The organism is Streptomyces sp. NPDC005811, from assembly GCF_040630405.1.
GTDB lineage: Bacteria > Actinomycetota > Actinomycetes > Streptomycetales > Streptomycetaceae > Streptomyces.
In genome coordinates this window covers 77,746-95,035 of the sequence record NZ_JBEXXK010000010.1, presented here as the reverse complement: position 1 = coordinate 95,035, position 17,290 = coordinate 77,746, and the positions used below count along the sequence as shown (strand labels likewise).

At 72.5% G+C, this 17,290-nt stretch carries 16 protein-coding genes; 11 read left to right on the top strand and 5 right to left on the bottom strand.

What is annotated here, in order from left to right; genetic code table 11:
* The first annotated feature begins 7 nt into the window (after positions 1-7).
* The 4 genes from ABZ490_RS13230 to ABZ490_RS13215 all read left to right on the top strand — a co-directional run bounded on the left by ABZ490_RS13230 (position 8) and on the right by ABZ490_RS13215 (position 3,886).
* Positions 8-1,558: an amino acid adenylation domain-containing protein gene (locus ABZ490_RS13230; RefSeq protein WP_358988655.1), complete on the top strand. Its 1,551-nt coding sequence runs from the start codon at positions 8-10 to the stop codon at positions 1,556-1,558.
* Positions 1,559-1,695: 137 nt separating this feature from the next.
* On the top strand, positions 1,696-1,917 hold the full coding sequence (locus ABZ490_RS13225; RefSeq protein ID WP_358988654.1) for an MbtH family protein: 222 nt from the start codon (positions 1,696-1,698) through the stop codon (positions 1,915-1,917).
* 40 nt (positions 1,918-1,957) lie between these two features.
* Entirely contained in the window at positions 1,958-2,896 is a 939-nt protein-coding gene (locus ABZ490_RS13220) for an ATP-binding cassette domain-containing protein (RefSeq protein ID WP_358988842.1), read from the top strand.
* A 39-nt stretch (positions 2,897-2,935) separates the two neighbouring features.
* A complete protein-coding gene (locus tag ABZ490_RS13215; RefSeq protein ID WP_358988652.1) occupies positions 2,936-3,886 on the top strand; it encodes a winged helix-turn-helix domain-containing protein in 951 nt (316 codons plus the stop codon).
* A 133-nt stretch (positions 3,887-4,019) separates the two neighbouring features.
* Here ABZ490_RS13215 and ABZ490_RS13210 read toward each other — a convergent pair whose 3' ends face one another.
* The 5 genes from ABZ490_RS13210 to ABZ490_RS13190 form a co-directional block, all read right to left on the bottom strand.
* Positions 4,020-6,551 (bottom strand): FtsX-like permease family protein, encoded by a 2,532-nt coding sequence (locus ABZ490_RS13210; protein ID WP_358988650.1) that lies wholly within the window; start codon positions 6,549-6,551, stop codon positions 4,020-4,022.
* Complete coding sequence (locus tag ABZ490_RS13205) at positions 6,548-7,345, bottom strand: ABC transporter ATP-binding protein (protein ID WP_358988648.1); 798 nt, start codon at positions 7,343-7,345, stop codon at positions 6,548-6,550. The genes ABZ490_RS13210 and ABZ490_RS13205 overlap by 4 nt, the downstream gene beginning before the upstream one ends.
* Before the next feature lie 90 nt (positions 7,346-7,435).
* Positions 7,436-7,960 (bottom strand): flavin reductase family protein, encoded by a 525-nt coding sequence (locus tag ABZ490_RS13200; protein WP_358988647.1) that lies wholly within the window; start codon positions 7,958-7,960, stop codon positions 7,436-7,438.
* The gene (locus ABZ490_RS13195; protein WP_358988645.1) at positions 7,957-9,249 is read right to left on the bottom strand and encodes a cation:proton antiporter; all 1,293 of its coding nucleotides are present in this window, start codon (positions 9,247-9,249) and stop codon (positions 7,957-7,959) included. The genes ABZ490_RS13200 and ABZ490_RS13195 overlap by 4 nt, the downstream gene beginning before the upstream one ends.
* A 21-nt stretch (positions 9,250-9,270) precedes the next feature.
* The gene (locus tag ABZ490_RS13190) at positions 9,271-10,821 is read right to left on the bottom strand and encodes a tryptophan halogenase family protein (protein WP_358988643.1); all 1,551 of its coding nucleotides are present in this window, start codon (positions 10,819-10,821) and stop codon (positions 9,271-9,273) included.
* Between the two features lie 366 nt (positions 10,822-11,187).
* Here ABZ490_RS13190 and ABZ490_RS13185 point away from each other — a divergent pair, with 366 nt between their 5' ends.
* From ABZ490_RS13185 to ABZ490_RS13155, 7 genes are all read left to right on the top strand, one after another.
* Entirely contained in the window at positions 11,188-11,913 is a 726-nt protein-coding gene (locus ABZ490_RS13185; protein WP_358988641.1) for an AfsR/SARP family transcriptional regulator, read from the top strand.
* A 117-nt stretch (positions 11,914-12,030) separates the two neighbouring features.
* Positions 12,031-13,029 carry a LysR family transcriptional regulator gene (locus tag ABZ490_RS13180; RefSeq protein ID WP_358988639.1) on the top strand — a complete coding sequence of 333 codons (999 nt, stop codon included), beginning with the start codon at positions 12,031-12,033 and terminating at the stop codon, positions 13,027-13,029.
* A gap of 31 nt (positions 13,030-13,060) precedes the next feature.
* Positions 13,061-13,339: an acyl carrier protein gene (locus tag ABZ490_RS13175; RefSeq protein WP_358988637.1), complete on the top strand. Its 279-nt coding sequence runs from the start codon at positions 13,061-13,063 to the stop codon at positions 13,337-13,339.
* Positions 13,340-13,371: 32 nt separating this feature from the next.
* Positions 13,372-14,661: a beta-ketoacyl-[acyl-carrier-protein] synthase family protein gene (locus tag ABZ490_RS13170; protein WP_358988635.1), complete on the top strand. Its 1,290-nt coding sequence runs from the start codon at positions 13,372-13,374 to the stop codon at positions 14,659-14,661.
* On the top strand, positions 14,661-15,746 hold the full coding sequence (locus tag ABZ490_RS13165) for a beta-ketoacyl synthase N-terminal-like domain-containing protein (protein WP_358988633.1): 1,086 nt from the start codon (positions 14,661-14,663) through the stop codon (positions 15,744-15,746). The genes ABZ490_RS13170 and ABZ490_RS13165 overlap by 1 nt, the downstream gene beginning before the upstream one ends.
* A 29-nt stretch (positions 15,747-15,775) precedes the next feature.
* Positions 15,776-16,522 carry a 3-oxoacyl-ACP reductase FabG gene (gene fabG / locus ABZ490_RS13160; RefSeq protein ID WP_358988631.1) on the top strand — a complete coding sequence of 249 codons (747 nt, stop codon included), beginning with the start codon at positions 15,776-15,778 and terminating at the stop codon, positions 16,520-16,522.
* A gap of 18 nt (positions 16,523-16,540) precedes the next feature.
* Positions 16,541-17,245, top strand: a complete 705-nt coding sequence (locus ABZ490_RS13155) for a DsbA family protein (RefSeq protein ID WP_358988629.1) — start codon at positions 16,541-16,543, stop codon at positions 17,243-17,245.
* Positions 17,246-17,290 lie beyond the last annotated feature (45 nt).

Below are 17,290 nucleotides of genomic sequence, written 5' to 3'. Positions count from 1 at the left end.
CCCCGTCATGGTCCATGTACCTCACCCCAGCCTGGTGCGCGGCGCGGTGCGCCCCGTCGCGGAGGCCTCCGTCGTCCATATGGTCGTACGGCATGCGCGGACCCGGCCCGACGCCGTGGCGGTGCGGTCGGCCCGAGGCGCGCTCACCTACCGGGAGTTGTGGCGCCGGGCGCTCGTCGTGGCCGCCGCCCTGGAGGAGGCGGGCGTCGGCCCCGGGGACCGGGTGGCCCTGATGGCCGCGCGTACCCCGGACACCGTGGCGGGAGCCCTCGCGGTGATGGCGCTCGGCGCGGCCTACGTGCCCGTCGACCCCGAGCACCCCGGCGAACGCGCCGCCGCCGTGCTCGCCGGCGCGGCTCCCACCGCGCTGCTGCACTCGGGCCCCGAAGCGGTCGGCCAACTGCCCGCCGGATCACTGCCGTTCATCGACGTCGCGGCCCTCCCGGACGCCGACGCACCCGACCGGAGTGCCGCCCTGCCGGGCCCGGAGGACATCGCGTACGTCGTGTTCACCTCCGGCTCGACCGGCGTCCCCAAGGGCGTCCGGGTGCCGCACGCCTCGCTCGCCAACTACGTCTCCTGGTGCGGCGGGCTGGTGGGCTCCGGGGGCACCGGCAGCCCCCTGTTCGGCAGCCTCGGCTTCGACCTGGCGATGACATCGCTGTGGGTCCCGCTCGCGCAGGGCCGCACCGTCGTGACCGTCGCCGGGCTGTGGGACCAGAAGACGCTGTTCGGCGAGCGCCCCGAGAAGTACACGTTCGTGAAGATGACTCCCTCGCACGCCCGCTTCTTCGACGTCCTCGCGCATCCGCCCCGCTACGACCGGGTGACGCGGCTGCTGATGTTCGGCGGCGAGGGCCTCGACCCGGCTCTCGTCGCCTCCCTGGGCGACCGCCTCGACGGGGTCCGCCTCGTCAACCACTACGGTCCGACCGAGACCACCGTCGGCTGCTGTGCCTTCCCCTTCGACCGTGCGACGCTGCCCGCGACGCCGACCGTGCCGATCGGCCGGCCCGCGTGGAACACCCGGGCCTATGTCGTGGACGACCAGCTGCGCCCCGTACCGCAGGGCAGTCCGGGCGAACTGGTCGTCGCCGGCCGGGCGGTCGCGGCCGGCTATCTGGGCCCGCAGCCGTCCGGTGAGCGGTTCATCGACGAGGCGGACCTCGGCGGGCCGGCGGGTCGCGCCTACCGCACGGGCGACGTGGTGGAACTGCTTGCCGACGGCACGCTGCTCCATCTCGGGCGCGGGGACGACCAGTTGAAGGTGAACGGCCACCGGATCGAACTCGGTGAACTCCGCCACCACGTGCTGTCCGTGCCGGGTGTCGCCGACGCGGTGTTCGACATCGTGCGCGGCCCGGTCGACACCCTGGAGCTGTTCGTACGGCCCGTGGCGGCCACCGGCACCGGCGCCCTGGCCACCGCCGTCCGCTCCGCCCTCGCGGCGGTGCTGCCCTCGGCCCTGGTGCCGGAGGCCGTGCACACGGTGCCGGAGATCGTCGTGACCGCCAACGGCAAGCGCGACGTCGCCGCGACGAGGTCGCTCGTGGCCTGACGGGCGCGCCCGCCCGTCGCCGCGCGCGGCCCGCATCAGTGAGCAGTCAGCGTTTCGTCAGCGCAGGTCGAGATCCTCGTTGAGCCCGGTGGACGCACACCGGGCCTTCGAATCAGACACGACCTGGAGTGTGCGACGTGGCGAACCCCTTTGACGACCCGGCCGGAACGTTCCTGGTACTGGTCAACGACGAGGGCCAGCACTCCCTGTGGCCCACCTTCGCGGAGTGCCCGGCCGGCTGGACGGTGGCCCTCGGCGAGAGCTCGCGCGACGACGCGCTCGCCTATGTGGAGGAGCACTGGACCGACCTCCGCCCGCGCAGTCTGCGCGGCCCGGCCGCCGACGCTCCGGCCGCCTGACGAGCCGGCCGGGTCGGGCGGAGGAGCGGCGGTGGCAGCGGTGGAATGGGCGATCGAGGCCGAGGGCCTGTGCAAGCGGTACGAGCGACGGCAAGCGCTCGGCGGAGTCGACCTGGCGGTGCCACCGGGAACCGTGCTCGGCCTGCTCGGCCCGAACGGGGCCGGCAAGACGACCACCGTCAGAATGCTCACGACCCTGCTCGCACCGGACGGCGGCCGGGCCCGGGTCGCCGGTCACGACGTGGTGCGGCAGCCCGCCGAGGTACGGCGGCGCATCGGGCTCGCCGGACAGTACGCCGCGGTGGACGACATGCTCACCGGACGGGAGAACCTCGTCCTCATCGGCACGTTGACCCACCTGGGCCGGCGTGCCGCGCGCGCCCGGGCCGCCGAGCTGCTCGACGGGTTCGAGCTGACCGGCGCCGCCGACCGCCCGGCGCGCACGTACTCGGGCGGTATGCGGCGCCGCCTCGACCTGGCGGCCTGCCTGGTGGCGAGGCCGTCCGTCCTCTTCCTCGACGAGCCGACCACGGGTCTCGACCCGGTCAGCAGGTCCCGGCTGTGGGCCGCGGTGCAGGAGCTGGTCGCCGATGGTGTGACCGTGCTCCTGACCACCCAGTACCTGGAGGAGGCCGACGTCCTCGCCGACCGGATCGCGGTCATCGACACCGGGCGGGTCATCGCCGAGGGCACCCCGGAGGAACTCAAGCGCACGGCGGGTGAGGAACGGCTCGAAGTGTCCCTCACCCGGCCGGAGAGCATGGCGGCGGCCGCCGACGCGCTGCGCGGCGTCGCCGTCGGCGAGCCGTCCGCGGACCCCGCCGACGGCACCGTGTCGATCGTCCTGGGCGACGGCATGCGGAGCATCGAGGCCGCCGCGGCGGCGCTGCGCCTGGCAGGCGTGGACGTCGCCGACTTCGCTCTGCGCAGACCCACCCTCGACGACGTCTTCATCTCCCTCACCGGCAAGTCGGCCTGAGCGGCGGTTGCCGTCAGCAGCGACCACGGGGGCATCACCATGCAACGAATCCACTTCACCCCTGCCGACTTCGCCCGGGTCCGGCTGCGGACGACCGCCGGCCCGCTCGTGGAGAGCGCCTTCGCGTACGGGCTGCTGGGGCGCGGCGTCGGAGCGCCGTTCGCCCGCTGGCGCAGCCAGGTCGGGGAACGGCTGGCTCGGTGTCCGCTCCCGCTGACCGGCGGCAGTGCCGCCCCTGGCCTCGACGGGCTGATCGACCTCATCGAGCGCAGTGGCCGCTCGGTCGGCACCGACGCCCGCCGGGCGGCATCCGGACCGCCCTTCCACCCGGCGGCCGCCGATCTGTCGATGGTGTGGCGGGTCGCCGTGGCACCGTACTGGGAGCATGTACGGGGCTATCTGGAGGCCGAGTGCGAGGCCCGCGGCAGGGTGCTGATGGCCGGCGGGGTGGAACTGCTGCTGACCACCCTGCACTCGAAGATCACCTGGCGTGCTCCGGTCCTGGAGATCCACGACGGCCCCGACGAGGACATCCGCCTCGACGGGCGTGGTCTGGTGCTCACCCCGTCCGTGTTCCTGGCCCACCGGCCGGGCCGGGTCACCCGCCGCCTCGCCGAGAACGGCCCGGTCGTGCTCGCCTTCGCCGCGCCGCCCGACACGCACCAGGCGGCCGGGCTGTGGGACGAGCCGGACGACAGCGGCCAGTCGCTCGGCGCCCTGGTGGGGCAGACCCGGGCCGCCGCGCTGCACGCCCTGCGCAGCAGTTGCACCACCAGCCAACTGGCCGACCGGCTGGGCATCTCGGCGGCCGGCGCCAGCCAGCACACCGCCATCCTGCGCCGGGCGGGCCTCATCACGACCCGCCGCATCCGCAACACGGTGCTGCACACGCTCACGCCGCTCGGTGTCGCCCTGCTCAAAGGCATCTCCCCTCGCCCGGCCGGACCGACGGTCAGGGCGGGGGCCGCGACGGTGCGGCGCGCGGCCTAGCCGGTTCGTCGCCGGGTGGGGGCCGGATGGGGGCCGGGTGCGGGCCGGTGGGGCCGTTCGCGCAGTTCCCCGCGCCCCTCTAAAGACGAAGGTGCCGTGCGCCGTGTCGGCGCACGGCACCCTCGTCGGCCCGCTACTCCTTGATGCCCGCCATGTCCCCGGGCCGGCCCCGCAGCACCGCGCCCGCCGCCAGCAAGGTCGTCGTCAGGGTCAGCGCCGTCGCTCCGGCCACCACCGCGACGAGGATCCACGGTGAGCCGCCGGGCAGCGCGGTGCCGAGGACGCTCATGCTCAGCGGCACCAGCGTCGCCCCGGCGACCAGGAGACCGAGAAGGATGCCGGCCAGGGCCACCAGGGACGCCTCGACCGTCATCATCTGCAGGACCTGCCGGCGCGTGGCCCCGATGAGACGCTGCAGCATGAACTCCTTGCGCCGCTCGGTCGTCGCGAGGACCTGGGTGTTGATCAGGGCGAGGGTGGCGTAGCCGACGACGACGCCGAGGACCAGGTACGCCATCCACGCCTGGGTGTCGTCCGCGTCGGCCTGCGCCGCCTCCAGGACCTCCCGTCCGGTCACCCGGAGGCCGGGCTGTTCCTTCGCCAGCCCGGACAGCGAGGCGCTCAGCCGGGCGGGGTCCGTGCCGGAGGCCGCGCTCACCAGGATCTGCGGGACGAGCCCGCCGTCCGTGTGCCCGACGAGCACCGACGCCGAGACGAGCGCGGTCTCGTATCCGCGCCGGGCGTCGACCGTGGCGACCAGCTTCAGCTTGACCTGGGTGCCGTCGCCGAGCCGCATCGGGACCAGATCACCGAGCTCACGGTCCTTGGCGTAGGTGACCGGCAGGGCCACGGAGTCGCCGGTCAGGGCGGTGAGGCTGCCCCGCACCGCGTGGAACGCGGTCGTGCGGTCCAGGCCCTGGGACGTGACTCCCTGCATCGACAGCTCGGTGGGCTGCGGTCCGGTGTCCTCGCCCTCGCTCGGCCGCATCGGCTCGTCCGGCTCGATGTAGCCGGTCGTGGGGATCTGCGCGGACGCCGCCGCCACCCCCGGCTGCCTGCGGACCGTGTCGACGAGGTCGAGCGGCAGCCCCCCGGAGGCCGACGTCACGACGACGTCCGCGCGCAGGTTGTCGTCGAACGCCTGCCGGGCGCCGTCGGACTGCGTGGTCTGCATGTAGATCAGACCGACCGCCAGGCCGCTGGCCAGCATCACCGGCATCACGGCCGACGCGAGGCGGGCCGTGCGCGCCCGCGCGTTGTGCGCGGCGAGTTCACCGGCGAGCCCGGACACCTTGCCGACGGGGCGGCGCAGCACGGCCACCATGGCGCGGACGACGACGGGTCCGAGGAGGCCGAAGGCCGCCGCCCACACCATCGCCGCCGGGGTGGCGACCCCGGCCGCGTCCGGCCCCGCCGAGCCCGCGGTGCCCCAGGCGAGGGCCGCGCCCCCGGCCAGGCACAGCAGTCCCACGATCAGCCGGAACGCGCTGAACCAGCGGCGCTGCAGGGTCGCCTCGGCCAGCGCCTCGGTCGGCCGGGTGCGCGCCGCGGCCTGTGCCGCGATGTACGCCGAACCGACAGCGGTGAGCAGCGCCGTGCCCACCCCGACGATCACCGGCACGGAGCCGGCCCGGTACGCGATCGACTCCGGTACGACGCCCGCGTCCGCGAACGCGGTCAGCAGCCAGTGTCCGAAGCGGGGGCCCGGGACGGTGGCGAGACCGGTGGCGACGATCGCGAGGAACAGGGTCTCGCCGAGGATGAGGCGGCGCAGCTGCCCCGGTGTCGCGCCGATCGTGCGCAGCAGCGCCATCTCGCGCTGCCGCTGCTGGATGGAGAGGCCGAGCGTGCTGGCCACGACGAACACGGTGACCATCGCCGACAGACCGCCGAAGGCGGCGGCCAGGGGGATCAGGTCGCTGCCGTCGGCCACGACGTCCGGGTCCTCGGCGCGGCCGCGGTTGTCCCCGGTCAGCACGGTGATCGGTGACCCGTCGACGACCTCGCGGACCGCGGCGGCGACCTCCTGCGTGTTCGCGCCGGAGGCCGGGAAGACGCCGATGTTGTCGGTCGTGCCGACGCGGTGCGCGACCTCGGCGGCCTCGGTGTCCGCGAGGAAGACGTCACCGTCGTCGTCCGGACCGGTGGCGAGGCCGGAGACCTGGTAGTTCTTCTCCGTGCCGTGGACGAGGAGCTGGATCCGGTCGCCGGTGCTGAGCCCCGTACGGTCCGCCAGGACCTTGCCCAGGACGATCTGGCCGTCCGTGCCGGGGGCCGTGCCGTCGGTGAGCCGGTACGGGGAGAGCGCGGCGGAGGACCAGCCGTGACCGGTGACCGTGCCGCCTTCGGCGAGGGCCGCGGGGAACGACAGATCCCGCACCGCCGCCTCGACGCCGGGGACCTTCGCGATCCTGTCCGCCCAGGTGGCGTCCATGTGGAGGCGTTCGGGGAAGACGAGCTCCTGCTGGGTGTACGCATAGCGCTGGTCGCCGGTGACGACGATCGGCGCGGCGGCCAGCCGGTGCGGTGGCGCCGCGTTGTGGATACCGGTCTCGAGGAGTCCGCCGGAGCCGATGACGATGACGGCGCCGAGGAACAGGGCCACGAACGAGGCGAGGAAGCCGCCCTTGTGGAAGCGCAGGGTACGCAGCGCGATCCGGATCATCGGGGCACCCCGTGTTCCGTCTGCCGGATCGCGAACGGGTCGCTCCACGTGCCCAGTTGCTGCATCTGCTCCGTGACCTGCTCGACGGTCGGACTGCCGAGCGTGCCGATGAGCCGGCCGTCGGCGAGGAAGACGACCCGGTCCGCGTACGCGGCGGCCACCGGGTCGTGCGTGACCATCACGATCGTCTGTCCCACCACGTCCACCGCCTGCCGCAGCAGCGTGAGCACTTCGGCGGCGGTGCGCGTGTCCAGGGCGCCGGTCGGCTCGTCCCCGAAGATCACCGCGGGCTGGGTGACCAGCGCCCGCGCGATGGCGACGCGCTGTTGCTGGCCGCCGGACAGCTCACCGGGACGGCTGTGCCGTTTGCCGGACAGACCGACCTGTTCGAGGACCTCGTCGACGACGGCCTTCTTGGGGCGGGTGCCCGCCAGGCGCAGCGGCAGCGTCACGTTGTCCACGACGCTGAGCGCCGGAAGGAGGTTGAAGGCCTGGAAGACGAAGCCGATGCGCTTGCGGCGGAACTTGGTCAGGGCCTTCTCGCGCAGTGAGGCGAGGTCCACCCCGTCCAGGCGCACGGACCCGGACGTCGGCTGGTCGAGGCCCGCGGCGCAGTGCAGGAACGTGGATTTGCCCGATCCGGAGGGGCCCATGACGGCGGTGAAGGTACCCCTCTCCAGGCTGATGCTGACGTGGTCGAGTGCCGTCACCCGGTTCTTCGGTCCGCCGTAGAGCCGGCTGACGGATTCGAGGAGGACGACTGGCTGGGCATGCGGGTCCTGTGTCCCGTTCATGGGTGTCCTTAGAGGCGTGGAGAAGGTGGGGCCGGAGTCGGGGGTGCGGGGCGCGTCGACGGGGAGGAGGGCGCGCCCCGCACCCGGTGGTCAGGTGGTCGTGGGCCAGGCGGTGAACTGCCTCAGCCCGTACAGGAGCGGGGACCGTCCGTTCGGCCGGCTGATGTGCCGCACGCGTCCGTAGACCGTCACGTGGTCGCCCACGCGCTGGGTCAGGGCCACGGTGCAGTCGGCGATCGTGTGCGCGTGCCGGGGGAGATGCGGTCCCGCGGAGTCGGCCGTCCGCTCCCAGTGGGTGACCCGGAACCGTTCGGGGTCCCCGGAGGCGAACAGCTCGGCGACGCTCCGGGCGTTCTCGTGGAGCAGATTCACGGTGAACTCGCCCGAGGCGAGGACGGCCTGGAGTGTGGGGCTGCCGTCCCGGAGGCACACCAGGAGGGTCGGCGGGTCGAGTGCGACGCTGCACACCGACGAGCACGTCATGCCGCGCGGGGTGCCGTCGAGGTCCTCCGCGGCGATCACGGCGACCCCCGTGGGGAAACTGCTCATCATCGTGCGGAAGTCGTCGGACGGGGTGGCCGTGGCCGCCGTCGTCCGGACGGTGGACCGGTTCATCGGGCACCGCTCTCTGCCGCCGCGGCGACCGGTTCGACGGCGGGAGCGGGCTCGGGGCCGCTCCCGCCGCGGTCGAGGAGGCCGAGCAGCGGACCCGTCGCGGCGGTGGTGGTGACCGCCATCAGGGTCAGCGCGAGCACCAGGGGAGCGGTGAGGATCCCCGCGCTGAAGCCGGCCTGGAGCACGATCAGTTCGGTGAGCCCGCGCGTGTTCATCAGCACCGCGATCCGGCGGGACGCCCCGCGAGGCTGACCGCCCAGACGCGCTCCCAGGTAGCCGCCGATCCCCTTGCCCGCGCAGGCGAGCACGAGGGTCGTCACGAGCAGCGTCCAGGAGAGCTGGGAGAAGGCCTTGTCGAGCACGGTGATTCCGGTGACGACGAAGAACGCGGGGACGAGCGCCCGTCCGGCCCGGGTCAGGTCCGCCACGACCGGAGTCCACGGGGTGTCCTCGTCCGTCGGGATCGCGAGACCCACCAGGGCGGCGCCGAGGATCGCGGTCATACCGAGGTGCTCCACCGTCAGTGCCACGGCGAGCGCCGCCGCGCCGAGCACCGCGGTGGCGGTCCGTGGCCGGCGCGCGCACGCCCGGCCCGCGGCCGGCGTCCGCACCGCGTACCGCACGGCGAGCGCGCCCGCCGCACCGAACCCGATGCCGACGACGGAGTGCAGGAAACCCGTCACGCTTCCGGTGTTCAGGCTGATCGCGAGCGTGCACAGCAGCCAGCCCACCGAGTCGATCACGACGGCCGCGGCCAGCGCGAGCCGTCCGGCCGAGGTGGTGCTGAGACCGCGGTCGGCGAGGATGCGGGCCAGCACCGGTACGGCCGTGATGGACAGCGTGACGGCGACCATCAGCACGAACGCGGGGAGCGGGGCGTCGCCGCGCACCGCGGGGTCGTCCTCGAGCACCACGAACCCGGCGAGCAGGGTGCCCGCGAACAGCGGCGGGACCAGCGAGCCGGCCGCCAGCCAGAGGGTGGAACGCCGCTCGGCGCCGGAACGGGCGCGCAGTTCATGGGCCAGTCCGACGAGGAACAGGACGAGCCCGGCCTTGGCGACGAGTTTCAGCGTGTCCAGGGCGGAGCCGGGCAGGACCGCGTCGAACGTGTCCTGGCCGAGCAGGCGGAGCACGACGGGCCCGGAGAGCAGCCCGATCACGATCTCGCCGATCACTTCGGGCTGGCGCATCCGGCGCGCCACGCCCCGGCCCGCGCGGGCGAGCAGCAGCACCACGGCGAGCAGCGCCGCCAGGTGCGCGGCGTGGCCGAGCGGTTGCAGGGAGTCCATTGCGCAGCACCTTCCGGCCGGTCAGTGCTGCGCGGCGAAGTAGTCGTACGCCTTCGGCAGCGTCTCGGTCAGTCGGCGTGTCTTCTCGCGGATCGCCGCGAACTCCCGCTCCGCCGGGCCCGGGTCGGACAGCGCGAGGGCCGGGGAGGGCCGCAGGTCGATGCCGCCCATGCCGAGCAGGATGCACATGTAGGAGTAGGGGGGGAGGCCGTGGTAGTAGGGGAACACCGTCTCCGTGTCGGGGAGCTGGGTCTTCCACGTCTCGATGCGGGCGGCCAGCCCGTCCGGGACGCGCCGGGTCTTGGCGTCGCGCCAGTACTGCGTGTCGTTGCGCTTCGCGGCGACGTAGTGCAGGACGAGGAACTCCCGTACGCCGTCCATGACATGGGCGATCGAGTCGTTGTAGAGCTGCCGCTGGACCGGGTTCCAGGACTCGTCGGGGAAGTTCTTGGCGAGCTGCTCGATGGCGTGGTGGATGAAGAAGATGCCGGTGGACTCCAGGGGCTCGACGAAGCCGCTGGACAGGCCGATCGCGACGCAGTTGTTGACCCAGGAGTTCTCGCTGCGGCCGATGCGCATGCGGATGTGGTTGGCCTCGACGTCCGCCGCGGCCGGGCCGACGAACTCGCGCAGGGTGCGCTCGGCCTCCTCGGGGGACAGATAGTCCTTGGCGTACACATAGCCGGTGCCGATGCGGCCCATCAGCGGAATGGTCCAGATCCAGCCGGCGTCCTGGGCGGTGGCGGTGGTGCACGGCAGGATGCCGCGTGCCTCCATGTCCAGCGGGACCTGGAGGGCGACCGCGCTGTCGTTGGGGAGGGTGTCGGCGTAGGAGACGAACGGCACCTCCAGGGCCTTGTTCAGGAGCAGTGCGCGGAAGCCGGTGCAGTCGACGAACAGGTCGCCCTCGATGTCGCCGTGCCCGGCCGTGGTGACACCGGAGATCCAGCCGCGCTCGTCCAGGTTGACCTTCTGGACGTCGTCCGTGATGTGTGTGACGCCGCGCTCCACCGCGTACGCCGTCAGGTACTTGGCGAGCAGCGCCGCCTCGAACTGGTAGGCGTAGGGGAACTGCGTCTTGCCCTGGTGCTCGGACATCGTCAGGCCCTGCATCTCGTCCGCGCCCTCGTCGAAGGGCTGGTCGATCAGCGTGCCGTCCAGGTGGCGCGGGCTGAGCCCGGCGTCGATGACGGAGGGCATCACGAAGCAGTCCCTGTCGAACCGGTCCGTGGGGCCGGCGCGCAGCCACCAGTCGGTCAGCGGGAAGCCGTTGACGGATCGCATCTGCTCGAACGGGTGGTAGAAGGAGTGGCCCTGCTCGCGCCAGTTCTCGAACCGGACCGCGAGTTTGTACGTCGCGTTGCAGGCCGGCATCCAGTCCTTCTCCTTGAGCCCGAGGAACTCGAAGAAGTGCCGGATGTCGCTGAAGGTCGCCTCGCCGACGCCGACCGTGCCGACGTTGCCGGACTCCACCAGCGTGACGTCGATCCGGTCCCCGAAGGCCGCCTTGAAGTACGAGGCCGTCATCCAGCCCGCTGTTCCGCCGCCGACAATCACAAGTCTGTTGAGCATGAAGTGACTCCTGTTCGCTGACCGACTTCCCGTACACGGGAGGAGCCTAGGAATCGGCCGAGGAGCACGACAGGTTGTTAAGCGAGCGCTGAAACACGCCGGTGGAATCGGTTCGGCGGCCGGGATCCCGCGGCGTCAGCGAACCGTCAGTGAGGTTCGGCATTATGCCGAGGCGACGCGCGCGCGGCAAGGGGTGCCGGACCATACCATCACGCTGCTCGCGGGCGGTGTGAATGGTATTTCCCCCTACCGGTGGACACGGGCGATATTTGGGCCCTCCAACCGACGAATACGGGGGCGTTCTCAGTGGACATACAGGTTCTCGGTTCTGTTTCTGTGGGGTACGGCAGCCGACAGCACGCCGTGGTGTCGAAGCGTCCGACGGCGATCCTCGCCCTGCTCGCGCTCTCGCCGGGCCGCACGATCCTGGCGGACCAGCTCGAGGACGAGCTGTGGGCGGGCCGCACCCTCACCAACGCGCGCAACGCGCTGCAGGCCAGCGTCGGCCGGCTGCGCAAGTATCTGGGGTCGATCACGGGCCGGCGCGGGGACGAGCTGATCCGCACGGTGGGCGGCGGGTACCAGCTCGACGTCCCGGCCGGCTCGGTGGACGCCCACCGCTTCCGTGAGCAGGCGCGCAGTGGTGCCGACCTGGTGACCGCCGACCCGGTCCTGGCCGTGGTCGCGCTGGAGGAGGCGCTGTCCCTCTGGCGCGGTCCCGCCCTGGGCGACGCCCACGACGGCCTTCGGGTGCGGATCGCGGCGGCTGATCTGGAGGAGCAGCGGATCACCGCGTACGAGGATCTGATCACCGCGCGGCTGGCGGTGGACCCGCACCGGATCTCCCTGCCGGAACTGCGTGGGACGGCCGCCGACCATCCCGAACGCGAGCGGCTGAGCGAGCTGTTGATGCTGGCGCTCTATCACGCGGGGCGGCAGGCCGAAGCCCTCGACGTGTTTCATCGTGCGCGCCGCAGGCTCGCCGACGACATGGGTCTCGAACCGGGCCGTGCACTGCACCGCGCCTATCAGGCGATTCTGGAACAGGACGACAGACTCGGTGAACCACGGCAGGTTCTCGCCCACCGCTGAAGTCCTGCTGACGGAATACTGATAAACGGCGAAAGAAAGCTGCCTGTTCCCCGCGTCGCGGTTAACGTGGATCGCCAGTGGAGTCCGTATATCCACATCGGGGATGTAAGGCGGCTCATGGACATCGAACTGAGACATGCGCGGATCGTCGTCACCATAAGCAAAGCCGGGAGTATTTCCCGCGGGGCGAGCGAACTGAATCTCCCCCAGCCGAGCCTCACCGCCCAGCTCAAGCGCATCGAAAGGGCCGTCGGCGGGGACCTGTTCGTGCGCTCCCGGAACGGTGTCACGCCGACCCTTCTCGGGGAGCGGCTGATCCCGTTGTTCGGCGATCTGGTGAGGCGTGCCGACGAGATCATCGCCCAGGCGAGCTGTGCCACCGCCGGCCGACTGCGCCTGGGCAACACCGAATGGACCCCGCCCGCCCTCGGCGACGCCCTGCAGGAAGTGCTGCCCGGCACCACCGTGGCCACCGAGACCCTCCCGCCCGCCGCCGCGGTGGCGGGCGTGCGCCGCGGCGCGCTCTCGGTGGCCCTGGTGCCGGGCCTCGTCCTGCTGTCCGGGCCCGCGGCCGACATGGCCGATCCCGCCCTCGGCAGCACCGTCGTCGTCCGTGAGCCCGTCTGGCTCGCTCTGCCCGCGCGCGGCGACCGGTCCGGGGGAGCCTGGGTGCGCTATTCGCAGCACCACTGGCTGCACGCCGTCGAGGAACGGCTGCTCGACCGGCTGGGCCGGGCGGGCCCCGGCTCGGTGGTGCATCAGGTCAGTACCCAGCGCGAGGCGATGACATGGGTGCGTGACCGGGGAGCCGCGGCCCTGGCCACGCCCTCCGGTGCCACCGCCGACGTACGCCTGCGTCCGCTGCCCGACACCGAGCTGGTCGAGATGCTCCTGGTCTGGCGGCGCGGCGCGGTCACCGAGGAGACGCTGCGCCGCCTCGTGGACGCGGTCCGCGCCTACTACTGCGCGTACGCCCGCACGGTGCCCGGCTACTGGGAATGGCTGGTCGGGCATCGGGCCGAGCTTCCCGAACTCCAGCCGTTCCTCGGGCCGTCCCCCGACCCCCAGAACCTTGGGGCAGAGCCTGTCAGCGTGTGGTCAGCGACGCGTCAGTGAGGGATCAGCGCGGTCCGCCAGCATCGTTGGCATGACGACAACGAAGGAACTCACCGCCGGGGACCGCGCCAGGATCAAGGAGATCATCTGCGACATCCTGGAGATCGAGCCGGACGACATGACCGACACCAGCCGCTTCAAGGAGGACCACGAGGCCGACTCGATGGGCGCCATCGAGATCCTCTCCCAGCTGGAGCGGGCCTTCGGCACCGACATCGACCAGGCCGAGCTCTCCCGCATGGTCAACCTGGACGGCGTCGTGACCGTGGTCGGCGAGGCCGTCGCGGCCAAGCCCGCCCGGGCCAACTAGCCACCGCTGCCGGACCGACACGACGGGAGCGCATGGTGTACGACGAGGAGCAGCGGCCGCGCCGGGTGGTCATCACCGGACTCGGAGCGGTCACCAGCATCGGGCTCGGGGCCCCGGCCTTCCTGGACGGACTGAAGTCCGGACGCAGCGGGGTCAAGCCCATCACGGCCTTCGACACGAGCGGCTTCGCGCATGCCCACGCATGTGAGGTGACCGACTTCGTGCCGCACGAGTGGATCCACCACGTCGACCCCCAGGAGCTGGGCCGCGCCACCCAGTTCTCCGTCGCGGCGGCCAACATGGCCGTCGCGGACGCCGGCCTGACCGCGCGGGACCTGCGGGAGCGCAGGGTGCTGGTCTCGGTCGGCACCACCGACGCCGAGTCGCGCGACCTCGACACCCTGGTCGCCGCCCAGCTCGCGGAGGGCCCCGAGCGGCTGTCGCCCGGCCTGGCGCGCAGGGCGCAGGCCGGGCGCCTGTCCAGCGGCATCGTCCGGGAACTCGGCCTGGTCGATGTCGAGGCCCTCACCATCCCGACCGCCTGCGCGGCGGGCAACTACGCGATCGGCAGCGGCTTCGACGCCATCCGGAGCGGAGAGGTGGAAGCCGCGCTGTGCGGCGGCGCCGACGCCGTCTGCCGCAAGACGTTCACCGGCTTCTACCGCCTGGGCACCATCGCTCCCGAGGTCTGCCAGCCCTTCGACATCGACCGCAAGGGCATCCTCACCGGCGAGGGGGCGGGCGTCCTCCTCCTGGAGAGCCTCGACTCCGCCCTCGCGCGCGGGGCGCGGATCTACGCCGAGGTGCTGGGCTACGGACTGAACTGCGACGCGCACCACCCCGTGGCGCCCGACCAGGACAGCCTCGCCCGCTGCATGGAGATCGCCCACCGCAACGCCGGGGTGGCACAGGACGACATCGACTTCATCTCCGCGCACGGCACGGGGACGCGGGCCAACGACGTGACGGAGGCCGGCGCGATCCGTCAGGTCTTCGACGCCCCGCCGCCCACGGTCTCCATCAAGTCGATGATCGGCCACTCCATGGGCGCGGCCAGCGCCCTGGCGGCGGCGGCCTGCGCCCTCGCCATCACCGAGGGCTTCATCCCGCCGACCGTCAACCACCGTGAGACGGACCCCGAGTGCGGACTGGACTGCGTACCGAACGAGGCCCGCCCCGCCGTCCTGAACGTCGTGCAGAACAACGCGCTCGCCTTCGCGGGCAACAACGCGGTGCTGATCCTCGGCCGCATGAACCGCACAGAACGCCCGGAACGCAGGGAACGCACAGAACGCCCGGAGCCCGTCAAGGAGGCCGCGTGATGTCGTCCCTCGTCATCTCCGCGTGGTCGGCGATCTCCCCGTACGGCGTGGGCAACGAGCCGCTGCGGCAGGGGCTCGCCGAGGGACGCTCCGCCCTGGCCGCCCTCGACCCCGGCCTCCACGAGGTCCCCTTCCGGCAGGCCGCCCTGGTACCGGACTTCACCGCCGCCCGGTACGTCGGCAAGAAGGGCACCCGGACGATGGACCGGCTGACCGCGCTCGCCGTCGTCGCCGTCGGCGGACTCGTCGAGTCCGTCGCCGAGGAACTCGCGGCCCGGCCGGAGCAGACCGCCCTGGTCCTCGGCACCGGCTCCGGCAGTGTCCAGAGCGTCATGGACTTCACCAGGGACTCCCTCTCCGGGGAGCGCCCCTACCACGTGGAGCCCGCCCGCTTCCCGAACACCGTGATGAACCGGGCCGCCGGGCAGAGTGCCATCTGGCATCGCATCAAGGGCCCCAACACCACGGTGGCCGGAGGTTCGCTGACCGGTCTGCTGGCGCTCGGCTACGCGCTGCGGCTGTACCGGGGCGGCCACTGCGCGCGGGTGCTCTGCGGGGCGGCCGAGGAGTTCTCCACGCAGCGCGCCTGGCTGGAGTGGCACGGACGGGCCGACGAGGAGCGGGGGACCCCGCTCGGCGAGGGCGCCGCCGTGTTCCTGGTCGAGCCCGCCGAGGACGCCGCGGCGGCGGGCCGTACCGCCCTGGCCCGCGTCGGAGCCGCCCGCTTCCGCGCCTACCAGGGGACCGACGGCCCCCGTGAGGCGCTCACCGTGTGTGTGCGCGGGGCCCTGGAAGCGGCGGGGGCGGCACCCGGGGACGTCCGGTTCGTGGCGCCGCTCGGGGGCGGGGGGAAGCTCGCCGCCGAGGAGGAGCAGGCCGTCACCGATGCCCTGCCCGGCGCGCACCCCGAGTGGATACGGCTGCGCGAACGCGTCGGCGACACCTCCGCCGCGGCCACCGCCCTCCAGCTGGCGGCCGTCCTCGCCACGGCCGGCGACCAGGGCCTCGGCCCCGGCGAAGCGGCCCTGGTGACCGGCATCGAACGGGACGGCCAGGTCGGCTGCGCCGTCCTCACCGGCACCTGAGCCCCCCCCCGCACTTTCAGGAGACAAGCATGTCCGCAACCGATCGACCCGTCGCCCTCGTCAGCGGCGGCTCGCGTGGCATCGGCCGCCATGTGGTCACCCGGCTCGCCCGCGACGGCCACGACGTGGCCTTCTGCTTCCAGTCCGACAAGGAGGCGGCCGACGCCGTCGCCGAGGAGGCCACCGCCGCGGGCGCCCGCGTGTACGCGGCGCGTACGGACGTGGCGGACCACGACGCCGTACGCGCCTTCGTCAAGGCGGCCGAACGCGAACTCGGCCCGCTGCACACCGTGGTGTCCTGCGCGGGCATCGTGCGCGACAACCCCCTGGTGCTCCTCGCGCCCGCCGACTGGGACGCGGTCGTGCGGGTCAATCTCGACGGCACCTACAACCTCTGCAAGGCCGCGGTCTTCTCGATGATGAAGCGCCGGGCCGGATCCGTGATCACGCTGTCGTCCGTGGCCGGCGTGTACGGGAACGCCACACAGGCCAACTACTCGGCCACCAAGGCCGGAATCATCGGCTTCACCAAGGCACTCGCCAAGGAGTCGGGCCGCTACGGCATCCGCGCCAACGCGGTGGCGCCCGGCTTCATCGACACCGACATGCTCTCCGGCCTCGCCGACGAGCACCTCGCGAGGATGACCGAGCGGATCCCGCTCGGCCGCCTCGGCCGCCCCGAGGAGGTCGCCGACCTGGTGGCGTTCCTCGCGTCCGACCGCGCCTCGTACATCACAGGACAGGTATTCGGAGTCGACGGCGGCCTCGTCGTCTGACCGGAAGGGGGCTCCACCATGCCCAAGAACAAGACGCCGCGGTTCTACTTCTCCCTGCGAAGCCCCTACTCGTGGCTCGCGTACCGCAAGGTGATGGCCGAGCACCGGGACCTCGCGGAGCGCCTCGAATGGGTGCCCTTCTTCGAGCCCGACCCGCTGAGCGCCCGGCTCATGGAGGACCAGGGCGGCCGCTTCCCCTACTCGGAGATGTCCCGCGAGAAGAACCGCTACGTGCTCCAGGACGTCGGCCGCCTCACCGGCGCCCTGGGGATCGAGGTCGTCTGGCCGGTCGACCGCGACCCGGTGTGGGAGGTCCCGCACCTGGGCTATCTCGTCGCCCGCGGCCAAGGCCGCGGCCACGACTACATCGACGCCGTGTACCGGGCCAGGTTCGGCCAGGGCCGCGACATCTGCGACCCGCAGACCATCGAGGACATCGGCTGGGAGCTGGGCATCGACCCCGTGCGTCTGTCCCGCGCCGCCGACCAGCCCGAGCTGCGCGCCGAGGGCATCCGCATCCTCCTGGACGTCTGCGCGGACGGTGTGTTCGGCGTGCCGTTCTTCGTGCACGGCTACAGCCGCTTCTGGGGGATCGACCGGCTCGACGCCTTTGTGCAGCACCTGCGCTCCCAGGAGGAGCCGGCCGCCTCGGTCCCTCGCGCACTCACCGCGGTCGGCATCGGCACGGCCACCGACGACGGCCACGCGGGCGGCTGCGGCTGAACCGCGCCGCGCCCCCACCCGCACCATCCTTCACCTAGGGGAACT

What these genes read in the sequence shown, in the direction of transcription:
- ABZ490_RS13230 (WP_358988655.1), top strand. Translation starts at nt 8, where the DNA reads ATGGTCCATGTACCTCACCCCAGCCTGGTGCGCGGCGCGGTGCGCCCC.
- ABZ490_RS13215 (WP_358988652.1), top strand. Translation starts at nt 2,936, where the DNA reads ATGCAACGAATCCACTTCACCCCTGCCGACTTCGCCCGGGTCCGGCTG.
- ABZ490_RS13210 (WP_358988650.1), bottom strand. Translation starts at nt 6,551, where the DNA reads ATGATCCGGATCGCGCTGCGTACCCTGCGCTTCCACAAGGGCGGCTTC.
- ABZ490_RS13205 (WP_358988648.1), bottom strand. Translation starts at nt 7,345, where the DNA reads ATGAACGGGACACAGGACCCGCATGCCCAGCCAGTCGTCCTCCTCGAA.
- ABZ490_RS13200 (WP_358988647.1), bottom strand. Translation starts at nt 7,960, where the DNA reads ATGAACCGGTCCACCGTCCGGACGACGGCGGCCACGGCCACCCCGTCC.
- ABZ490_RS13195 (WP_358988645.1), bottom strand. Translation starts at nt 9,249, where the DNA reads ATGGACTCCCTGCAACCGCTCGGCCACGCCGCGCACCTGGCGGCGCTG.
- ABZ490_RS13190 (WP_358988643.1), bottom strand. Translation starts at nt 10,821, where the DNA reads ATGCTCAACAGACTTGTGATTGTCGGCGGCGGAACAGCGGGCTGGATG.
- ABZ490_RS13180 (WP_358988639.1), top strand. Translation starts at nt 12,031, where the DNA reads ATGGACATCGAACTGAGACATGCGCGGATCGTCGTCACCATAAGCAAA.
- ABZ490_RS13175 (WP_358988637.1), top strand. Translation starts at nt 13,061, where the DNA reads ATGACGACAACGAAGGAACTCACCGCCGGGGACCGCGCCAGGATCAAG.
- ABZ490_RS13170 (WP_358988635.1), top strand. Translation starts at nt 13,372, where the DNA reads ATGGTGTACGACGAGGAGCAGCGGCCGCGCCGGGTGGTCATCACCGGA.
- ABZ490_RS13165 (WP_358988633.1), top strand. Translation starts at nt 14,661, where the DNA reads ATGTCGTCCCTCGTCATCTCCGCGTGGTCGGCGATCTCCCCGTACGGC.
- fabG (WP_358988631.1), top strand. Translation starts at nt 15,776, where the DNA reads ATGTCCGCAACCGATCGACCCGTCGCCCTCGTCAGCGGCGGCTCGCGT.
- ABZ490_RS13155 (WP_358988629.1), top strand. Translation starts at nt 16,541, where the DNA reads ATGCCCAAGAACAAGACGCCGCGGTTCTACTTCTCCCTGCGAAGCCCC.